We start from the raw sequence: 236 nt of genomic DNA, 5'->3' as shown, positions 1-236 counted from the left end.
CCTTCCTTAGGGTCTCCGGGTGGACGGCCAGGACCAGGGTGGCCACCTCGGCGAAGGCCACCAGCCAGGGGACCACACTGGGGGTGAGGCCCGTGGCGTCGTCCACGACGAGGGTGACGGGGTTCACCCCTTCGGGGCGCTTGAGGGCCTTGAGGAGGCTCCTCGCCTTCTCCTCGTTCCCCGGGTAGCGCCTCTGCCAGGCCTTGAGGTCGGCCTCGAGGTCCCTCCCCCGCCCC

The 236-nt window shown here is 71.6% G+C and carries 1 pseudogene; it reads right to left on the bottom strand.

From position 1 onward, the window contains the following. Window positions 1-236: pseudogene (locus ACYQ0J_RS13480) on the bottom strand (ATP-binding protein); the annotation flags it as partial.

Source organism: Thermus sp. FJN-A, from assembly GCF_054655095.1.
This window is presented reverse-complemented; position numbering and strand designations above follow the sequence as displayed.